This is a genomic window from Anaerosporobacter sp. (assembly GCF_965301125.1).
The window spans coordinates 1-9098 of record NZ_CBDLAM010000152.1; the positions used below are offsets into that span (position 1 = coordinate 1).

A 9098-nucleotide genomic window follows, 5' to 3' on the forward strand; every position below is an offset into this window, starting at 1 on the left:
GCTTCAAGTCTATTCGTGCCTACTTCTATAAGAGTACTTACAATGATTCTTGCCATAAAAGGCCAAACATCATCTGCGTGTATTGTAATTACAACCTCTTCACTATCTCCATATATGTCAAGTTCAAATATTTCACGTTCCGTAGATTTTTTTTGCTTCTTATTATCAGCAAATGCTTTAAAATCATGCTTGCCTATCATATAAGAGGCTGCTTTTCGCATTTCTTTCAAATCTAATTTATCAAAACAATAGTAACTATATTTACGATTGAATACATTCGGTACTTCTCCAATACCAATCTTATATTCATATACAAAGGATTTTGCATTAAAACTACTATGAAAACGTTCTGGAACCTCTAACACTTCTTTTACTGCTATATCTCTTGGTAAAAAACGATTTAGATAATGTTTGATCTCATATGGCTTCATATCGGAGCTCGTTACAAAATTAGCAACCTGTGCATGTGCATGCACACCAGCTTCTGTTCTAGCTGCTCCAATTAACTCAATATCTTCCTGTTCCATTTTATTTAATACCGATTCAATTTTGTCCTGTACTGTTACACGATTAGGATATTTCGGTTGTTTTTGCCACCCGTCATATCGGGAACCATCATATTCAACTACCAACTGAATATTTCTCATTGTTTTTTCTACCTCGTCTTTGTTTTAACTTATATCAACTGCAGCGTTGACCTTGTAACCATTCAATTTCCAATTATAACATGTTACTAAGAAGATTCCAAGGGTAAATTATTTAGTGGCTGTTCACATGTTTTTCAAGTGGTAGAATCTGAATAAACAGTTGCATTATGGCTTATCGTAAAGTTTTCAAATTAAAAGCATTCACACACCGGTAAAAAAACAATCCCACGAATTTGAATGCCTATGTCGTACATTTCATGTTCGCCATAGGCACACACCTTCGTGGGATTGTTTTTTTAACGTTGCATTTCATTGCTTTTAATTTGAAAACTCCATATCTACTTCTTCTAGCAACTGTTTATTCAGATTCTTAATTACTGGAGTTCATGTGACAGCTTCTTATTTCGTTACCTTCCTTCTCATATACATCTTAAGATAGCTATTAATATTAATAATGCTCCAGAGAACACTCCACATACTTTACTATTCAGTTTCTTAACATGAGAGAATTCTGTAATTAGTAGATTTCCTAATGTCAGAAATCCAATTTGTGTCAGACCAACTACAATAGGCACAAACGTACTATGCATTCCAATTGCAACTATAGCTATTCCTGCACTGATAGAATCTGCTGATAAGGCAAACCCTAATATAATCGCTTCAAACAAATCGATCCGCTTTGATTCATCTAAGTCATACCTAGCCTCTTCATCACTAAACAAACTATTACGTATATAGATAACTCCCATTAATACTAAAATTGCTGTTCCTATAATCATCATTACATCAGCTGGTATATACTTAGTCATCTGTTTTCCCACTAAAATAGATAGGTACATTACACCGCATGAAATTAAACCAATTATTGTTTTTTCTAACGCTCCAATCCTAACACCGCGTAACGGGTATGCAATTCCAATTCCCAAAGCATCTATACTTAATGAGATTGATATCACAATAATTTGCAATAACAATTTCTTTTCTCTCCTTTCAAAGGGATTTTCACGTCTTTACAGACAGCCCCTTGTATTAAGGTATGCACCCTTAATGATTCTGGCTACTTCTATCTTTCATAATTTCTATGTCCATGCATATATTAAACTAATTAATGTTACAAGGAGTCTCTACATGAATTATCACAATCTATCCACACAGGATACAGTAAAAGCTCTTCATACGTCTATTGATTCAGGACTCACTAGCAAAGAAGCAGGAAAACGTATCCATGAGTATGGAGAGAATGTTCTTGAATCAAAGAAAAATAAGAGTATAATAACCAAATTCTTTGCGCAGTTTAAAGATTTTATGATAGGCATCTTAATCATTGCAGCTATCGTCTCCTTTGTTATATCGTTATTAGAAGGCCATGCTGATTTTGTTGATCCTATCATCATCTTTGCCATTATAATTTTGAATGCAATATTAGGAGTCCTGCAAGAAACGAAAGCAGAAAAATCCCTAGAAGCTTTGAAGAATATGTCAGCCCCTACCGCCACTGTCTTACGTGATGGAAGTCAAAGCGTAATCTCCTCAAAAGATTTGGTTCCAGGGGATATTATTCATCTAGAAACTGGACATTTCGTTCCAGCTGATGCTAGGTTACTAACCTCTATTAATCTTAAGGTTGATGAATCCGCATTAACTGGTGAATCTCATTCCATCGAGAAAATTGCAGATAAATCTTACTCTGAAGATACTCCTTTGGCAGATCGGAAAAATATCGTATACGCTACTAGTATCATTACATACGGCCGAGGTAGTGCAATTGTAACTAGTACAGGAATGCATACCGAAGTCGGACACATAGCAAAATTGATTATGCAAGATGATACACCAGATACCCCTTTGCAGAAACGTTTGGCGCAAACTGGAAAAGTGTTGGGAATCGCTGCATTACTAATATGCCTTGCAATCTTCGTACTTGGCACATTGCAAGGTAGACCTCCTTTTGATATGTTCATGACTAGCGTATCATTAGCTGTTGCTGCAATTCCAGAAGGCCTTCCTGCAATTGTAACTATCATGCTATCTCTTGGTGTATCCCGTATGGCTAAGAAGAACGCAGTAATCCGTAAGTTACCTGCTGTTGAAACCTTAGGTAGTGCAACAGTAATCTGTTCTGATAAAACCGGTACATTAACACAGAATAAAATGACAGTCACTGATATCTATTCAGTTAGTGGCAGAGAAATTCTTGACTCCAAAGAAGCTTGTCACATTCTTACTCTCGGCTCTCTATGTAATGACTCCACATTAAAAGTTACTAAAAAAGACATCACTGCTACCGGAGAACCAACCGAAAATGCGATTGTATTAGCTGCTTGTAAAGTAGGAATTAATAAAGCTAAATTAGATCTTAATAACAAAAGACTTGCAGAAATACCATTTGATTCTTCAAGAAAATTAATGACTACGGTAAATAAAATGGAAGATGGTAAGATTCTTTGTATAACCAAAGGCGCTCCTGACGTACTTCTTGCCAAATGTACGCATTACAATGACAAAGGTAAAATCTTGCCTTTAACAAATAGCAAACGTGCAGTTCTTAATAAATATAATGGTGATATGGCCAAACGTGCCCTTCGTGTTCTTGCAGTTGCATACAAAGAAACTGCTACTGTTCCAAAGGGTACTGCACTTATGGAAAGCGCGCTTATATTCAATGGTTTAATCGGTATGATTGACCCACCTAGAGAAGAAGCCAAGGAAGCCGTATTCGTTTGCAAACGTGCTGGTATAAAACCAGTTATGATTACTGGTGATCACATCACCACTGCTTGTGCAATTGCGAAAGATTTGGGAATACTAGAGAATCAAGATAAAGCAATCACAGGTACCGAATTATCTGCTATGTCAGAAGAAGCGCTAAATAACAACATTGACGAGTATAGCGTATTTGCTAGAGTTACTCCAGAACACAAAGTAAGAATCGTTAAAGCATTTCAAAAGAAAGGTAATGTAGTAGCCATGACAGGTGACGGTGTTAATGATGCGCCTGCATTAAAGACTGCAGATATCGGCTGTGCTATGGGGTTAAGTGGAACTGACGTTGCTAAAAATGCAGCAGATATGATATTGACTGACGATAATTTTGCTACAATTGTCTCCGCCGTTCAAGAAGGTCGAGGAATCTATCAGAATATTAAGAAAGCTATACATTTCCTATTATCCAGTAATATAGGTGAAATCCTTACGATTTTCGCTGCCATTCTTATGGGTTTGCCTTCCCCATTACTTGCTGTACAGCTATTGTGGGTAAACTTAGTTACTGACTCCCTACCTGCCATATCACTAGGAGTAGAACCTGCAGATAAAGACATTATGAAAAACAAGCCAATCTCTCCAAAGGCTGGAATGTTTGCAAATGGACTTGTATTCAAGATTATCTTTGAAGGTCTTCTTATCGGCTCACTTGCACTAACCGCCTTCATACTTGGCTACCGCTACAAACTTGGTGGTACATCGAATGCTTTAACCCTTGGGCGCACCATGGCTTTTGCAGTACTTAGTTTGTCACAATTATTCCATTCCTTCAACATGAGAAGCGAGAAATCCATAGTAAAAATAGGTATATTTAGCAATGTGAAACATGTGTTATCCTTTATCGTCTGTTCCATACTTCTTTCCGCAGTTATTATGTTAGAGCCTTTAGCCGTTATATTTAAGGTAGTACCATTAAACAACATGCAATGGATTACTGTTATTATTCTATCTTTCGTTCCAATACTTGTGGTTGAAACACAAAAAAGGGTGAATAAAAATTATTGAATTCATGAAATAAAGGTTGTATACTAATATTAGATAATTACGATAGCTACTGGGCAATTAAGGAGGCTACACAATTGAAAAACCAAAAAACGACCGCGAAACTAAAACCATTTGATAATACTTTATTGGATGATTTAAACATGTACGATAAGATGCCATATTCTAGTAATTATGACTTGTGCAACTCCAATACTGTTTGTTTGCAAAGTGGTAACTTGCTAAAATTCTATCGTGTCAACGAAAAAGAACCCTACATAATTAAGCCAGATGGGAAACGATTGCATGTAAACACAGCTCCCACAAAGGATTTAAAGGAGGCCGAAGCACCGGCTATTGATTCAGATGACACAGATAGTCTAACTGCAGAACAACTGGAAAGTTTATTAAGAGATTCAGACATATAATGAAAAAAAGAATGTTGCAAAATTAAGCAGTCATGCTATGTTAATAAAACTAAATGCTTTCATGCACCGGCAAATATTTGTTCTTTTTGCTAGTGTATGAAAGCATTGTCATTATTTGAAACGCTTATGATATTTTACTATCAAGACTTAACAGTAGGTACGTACAATTGTTACTCCTATGCTTGGTAAACAACTTGTCCATCAACCAACGTATAGCGAATCTTTCCACACACTTTCTTACCTTGGAATGGTGTGTTCTTACCTTTAGAAACGAAGTCTTCCACGTCAATTGTATATTCTTCATCTGGATTTGCAATAACAATATCAGCGATTGCTCCTTCAGATAACATTCCTTTATTAATTCCTAGTACTTTCGCTGGATTTAAACTCATCTTCTCAACAAGTTGTCTCGGAGTAAGATAACCCGTCTTAACAAGCTCCGTCATTGTTAACGCAAAGGCTGTTTCTAATCCTACAATTCCAAAAGGTGCAACTTTAATTGATTCCTTCTTCTCTTCTTCACTATGAGGAGCATGATCGGTAGCAATCACATCAATCACATTATCTCGTAATGCTTCTTTTAATGCTTGCACATCTTCCTTGCTTCTTAATGGAGGATTCATCTTATAATTTGCATCATCTGATGTAATATTCTCATCTGACATAGTAAAATGATGCGGACACACTTCTGCTGTTACTGATATTCCTTCCTCTTTTGCTTTCCCTACCATCCATGCGCTATCTTTGGTAGAGCAATGACAAAGATGTAACTTTACTCCTGTTTCTTTTGCTAATAGAATATCTCTTGCTGTAATTACATCTTCTACTGAATTCGTAATTCCTGGCATTCCTAATTCTTCTGCCTTATTACCAGCATTCATAACACCGCCCTGTACAAGACTCCTGTCTTCACAATGAGCTAGAACGACAATTCCTTTATCTTTTGCTATCTTCATAGCCTCTCGGTATAATGCTGGGTCCATAACGGATCTACCATCTTCACTAATTGCCACAGCACCCTCATCTGCCATAGCAGATATATCAGCTAATTCTTTTCCAATTTGATTTTTGGTAACGGCACCAACTGGTAACACATGAACAACCGCTTCCTTTTCTGATTTCTCATTTATAAATCTTACCATTTCCCTACTATCTATAACAGGGTTTGTATTTGGCATTGGACATATACTTGTGAACCCACCATGTGCTGCTGCCAATGCTCCTGTCTGAATGGTTTCTTTATATTCAAATCCTGGTTCTCTTAAATGAACATGCAAATCAATAAAACCTGGCATAACATAGCAGCCAGTTGCATCAATACACTGATCTGCATCCTTTGCAATATTTTGTCCAACTTCAACAATATGTTTATCCTCAACTAGGATATCACAAATTTCTTCTCTATCTGTTGCTGGGTCAATCACATACCCATTCTTAATTAGTATCTTCAAAAGAACCACCTTTCTATCATAAAAACAAGTTACTCTAATTCAACACTATCAATATCATCGAGCATATTTTGATTTTCGATATACTGATCAAATTCTTCTTTGGTAATCCATTTATAGTTATGTAATTCTTCTGACAGCATAATGTCATCCATACCCGCCAAACATAGATAACTAATACCAATTGTATACGTATCACCAGCCATAAAAGACCACGTATATAGGAGGCGATCAATTTGTGCATATAAACCTGTATCTTCAGTAATTATTCGTATAACTGCTCTATCAGGTGACTCACCAAACTTGATTTCTCCATCGATAAATCCCCATTGATATGGATCCTGAATTCGATCATCAAACCATTTTTCAACAATAAGATATTTGTCTAGACTTTTTACGATACCCTTAACAATAATTCGATATTTATTCATCCATACACCCTCCTACAAGCCTTATCCTTGCCATTATAACATACTCTTTCCCCATCAGTAAACAATACTATGAAATTTATACCATTTCTATTATAGTATGTTCTGTATATTTTTCTCCAAACATTTGTAAATATAATGATTTAAGTTCTTCATACAATTCTGTATCTTCTCCATCCCATTGTAATGGAAGATATAGAATGTCAAATTCCACTCCAAATACGGTAGAACGTAATGAAACTTTTCTTAGACCATTCTTTTCATAGAAAGCAATTCTTCTTATTCTCTGTAACTTCTCTGCCTCATTCTTAGCAGTACGTACCGTTTCTACTTCTATAATATAACCTTTTGATATAGAATCTTCTTTCTTAAGCATCTGTAGTAACTTTGATCCATATCCTTTACTACGATACTTACGATTACTTGCAAAATAATCTAGTAATTGAAAACCACTCTCTTTGTTATGCATAAACAAGGCATATGCCAATAATTCTTCTCCTTCATACAAACCATAGATTGTATAAATTCCATTCTCCATATAAGATTGAATCATAGATAATGATTTCAATTCGCTCTTTGGAAAATCATGTTTCAAATGATTTTCATATAAATCATTAAGTTGTTCCGTATTAATATTTCTTACTTGCATTTTTTCCTCCAGTAAATCGAAGTTTTTTTCTCCTATTATGATCATGCTAAATTTCGAGAAAAACTCCATATAGCTTTTCATGGCTTCTTGATACACAATAAATATTCCTCTAAAAGGAATATAATTTTTGAACCTTAATCCATGTGTATAATTATATACTAAGAATCTTAAGTTTACAAATCACGAGCCTTCCTACTATGACACATATATTACATAAACGAAATTAAACGACACAAGAATATTACAAAAATAACCATAATGACTTGTAAAAATTCAGGTTCTATACTATACTAGATTTATGTTTGCAACGCGTATTATACGTAACATTTATTCCTCTTTTTTTATTATCGTAAACAAGAATGGAGGAACTTCTATGAAATCAATAAAAAAATCTAGTCTAACCCACAAAAAAATATATCTTGTTATTCTTGCACTACTCTTACTATTCACCACACCACTTATTAACATACGAACTCAAGCTATACAAGTAAAAGCTTCTTCTGCTGGTACCTATCCTTTTGTAGTTTTGACAAGCTATAGTGAAACCCTTTCTATTGGCGATAGTATATATCTAGTCGCATTTACTTCCACAGGTAATCTACCTACTTGGAAAAGTAGCGATTCTAAAATTGCATCGGTTAATACATACGGCGAGGTACTTGCCAAAAAATCTGGAAAAGTCACCGTCACAGCAAAAATAAAAGGTGCTGAGTCAAGTTGCAAGATAACAGTAAAAAAAACCACCATAACGGTAAATGAAACAAGCATATATTTAGAGCACGGTGAAACCTTTTTATTAAAATCAAGTACATCAACTGGTTCTACAGTAACTTATAAATCCAATAGAAAGAGCATTGCTACAGTTGATGAGAATGGATTAGTTACTGGTATGAAACCTGGTGAAGCAAGTATTACTATATCAGCAGACGGTACTACTGAAACCTGCAAAGTTAAAGTCAAATCACCTCAAGTTTCCTTGAGCAAAACAAATCTATCTCTTTATCGTGGCCAAACTCACAAATTAAACGTCAAAGTATCTTCTAATCTAACTCCCAAATGGAAAAGCAATAAAAAAAGTGTAGCAACCGTAGACGAAAGCGGTAATGTAACTGCAATAAAACACGGAACAGCACTCATATCTGCTACTATTGATGGAGTTACAAGAACTTGTACTGTAACAGTTAATTCGCCTACCATTGAATTAAGTACAACTTCTTTGTCCTTACTAGTTGATCAAACGACTACACTCTATGCAACTGTATCTTCTGGGAATACTCCTGTTTGGTCCTGTAGTAATTCTAATGTTTTAGAAGTCAAATCAGATGGAACAATTACAGCCTTAAAGAAAGGTACTGCCTACGTCTATGCAACTGAAGACGGTACCAAGGTCAAATGTAAGGTCACAGTAACAGAACCTAAGAAATAAAACTTCACAAAAAAGAGGAATAAATGTTGCAAACATTCACTCCTCCTTACTAATTCAACGATTTTCAACTCTATATACAATAGAACAAAATAATCTTTTCTACATAAAAAAAATTAAGTTTGCAAATACTAATCTTGCAAATACAATTTATAGGATTCGAGTGTCAAAAGCATTTTCTCTTATGGATGAATAATCAAAAATATTTATTCATTCGAGTTCATCGATGTACTTGTGTAATTTAGTATTGATGCAAAACTCTTTCTATGTTTCATAGCTTCTTAGCTTACGTACTATGACACAAAACACGCTACACACCTAAGTACTTCTA

General features: G+C 35.1%; 8 protein-coding genes. 3 read left to right on the forward strand and 5 right to left on the reverse strand.

The window, feature by feature from the left end:
* On the reverse strand, window positions 1–647 hold a 647-nt coding region (truA, locus tag ACW2QF_RS14685; RefSeq protein ID WP_455716759.1), incomplete at its 3' end, for a tRNA pseudouridine(38-40) synthase TruA.
* A gap of 419 nt (window positions 648–1066) precedes the next feature.
* Window positions 1067–1621, reverse strand: coding sequence for a manganese efflux pump (locus ACW2QF_RS14690; RefSeq protein WP_455716760.1), 555 nt, complete (start codon window positions 1619–1621; stop codon window positions 1067–1069).
* A 154-nt stretch (window positions 1622–1775) separates the two neighbouring features.
* Between ACW2QF_RS14690 and ACW2QF_RS14695 the strand changes: the two genes are divergently transcribed.
* Both ACW2QF_RS14695 and ACW2QF_RS14700 read left to right on the forward strand, forming a co-directional pair.
* The gene (locus tag ACW2QF_RS14695) at window positions 1776–4415 is read left to right on the forward strand and encodes a calcium-translocating P-type ATPase, SERCA-type (protein ID WP_455716761.1); all 2640 of its coding nucleotides are present in this window, start codon (window positions 1776–1778) and stop codon (window positions 4413–4415) included.
* A 74-nt stretch (window positions 4416–4489) separates the two neighbouring features.
* The gene (locus ACW2QF_RS14700) at window positions 4490–4819 is read left to right on the forward strand and encodes a hypothetical protein (protein ID WP_455716762.1); all 330 of its coding nucleotides are present in this window, start codon (window positions 4490–4492) and stop codon (window positions 4817–4819) included.
* A gap of 176 nt (window positions 4820–4995) precedes the next feature.
* Here ACW2QF_RS14700 and ACW2QF_RS14705 read toward each other — a convergent pair whose 3' ends face one another.
* From ACW2QF_RS14705 to ACW2QF_RS14715, 3 genes are all read right to left on the reverse strand, one after another.
* The gene (locus ACW2QF_RS14705; RefSeq protein ID WP_455716763.1) at window positions 4996–6270 is read right to left on the reverse strand and encodes a dihydroorotase; all 1275 of its coding nucleotides are present in this window, start codon (window positions 6268–6270) and stop codon (window positions 4996–4998) included.
* Window positions 6271–6299: 29 nt separating this feature from the next.
* A complete protein-coding gene (locus ACW2QF_RS14710) occupies window positions 6300–6698 on the reverse strand; it encodes an NUDIX domain-containing protein (protein WP_455716764.1) in 399 nt (132 codons plus the stop codon).
* A 76-nt stretch (window positions 6699–6774) separates the two neighbouring features.
* Window positions 6775–7344, reverse strand: coding sequence for a GNAT family N-acetyltransferase (locus ACW2QF_RS14715; protein WP_455716765.1), 570 nt, complete (start codon window positions 7342–7344; stop codon window positions 6775–6777).
* Window positions 7345–7717: 373 nt separating this feature from the next.
* Between ACW2QF_RS14715 and ACW2QF_RS14720 the strand changes: the two genes are divergently transcribed.
* A complete protein-coding gene (locus tag ACW2QF_RS14720; protein ID WP_455716766.1) occupies window positions 7718–8770 on the forward strand; it encodes an Ig-like domain-containing protein in 1053 nt (350 codons plus the stop codon).
* Window positions 8771–9098: the final 328 nt, after the last annotated feature.

Bases quoted from the DNA above. Each gene is read 5' to 3' on its own strand.
- ACW2QF_RS14695 (WP_455716761.1), top strand. From the start codon at position 1,776: ATGAATTATCACAATCTATCCACACAGGATACAGTAAAAGCTCTTCAT.
- ACW2QF_RS14710 (WP_455716764.1), bottom strand. From the start codon at position 6,698: ATGAATAAATATCGAATTATTGTTAAGGGTATCGTAAAAAGTCTAGAC.
- ACW2QF_RS14715 (WP_455716765.1), bottom strand. From the start codon at position 7,344: ATGCAAGTAAGAAATATTAATACGGAACAACTTAATGATTTATATGAA.
- ACW2QF_RS14720 (WP_455716766.1), top strand. From the start codon at position 7,718: ATGAAATCAATAAAAAAATCTAGTCTAACCCACAAAAAAATATATCTT.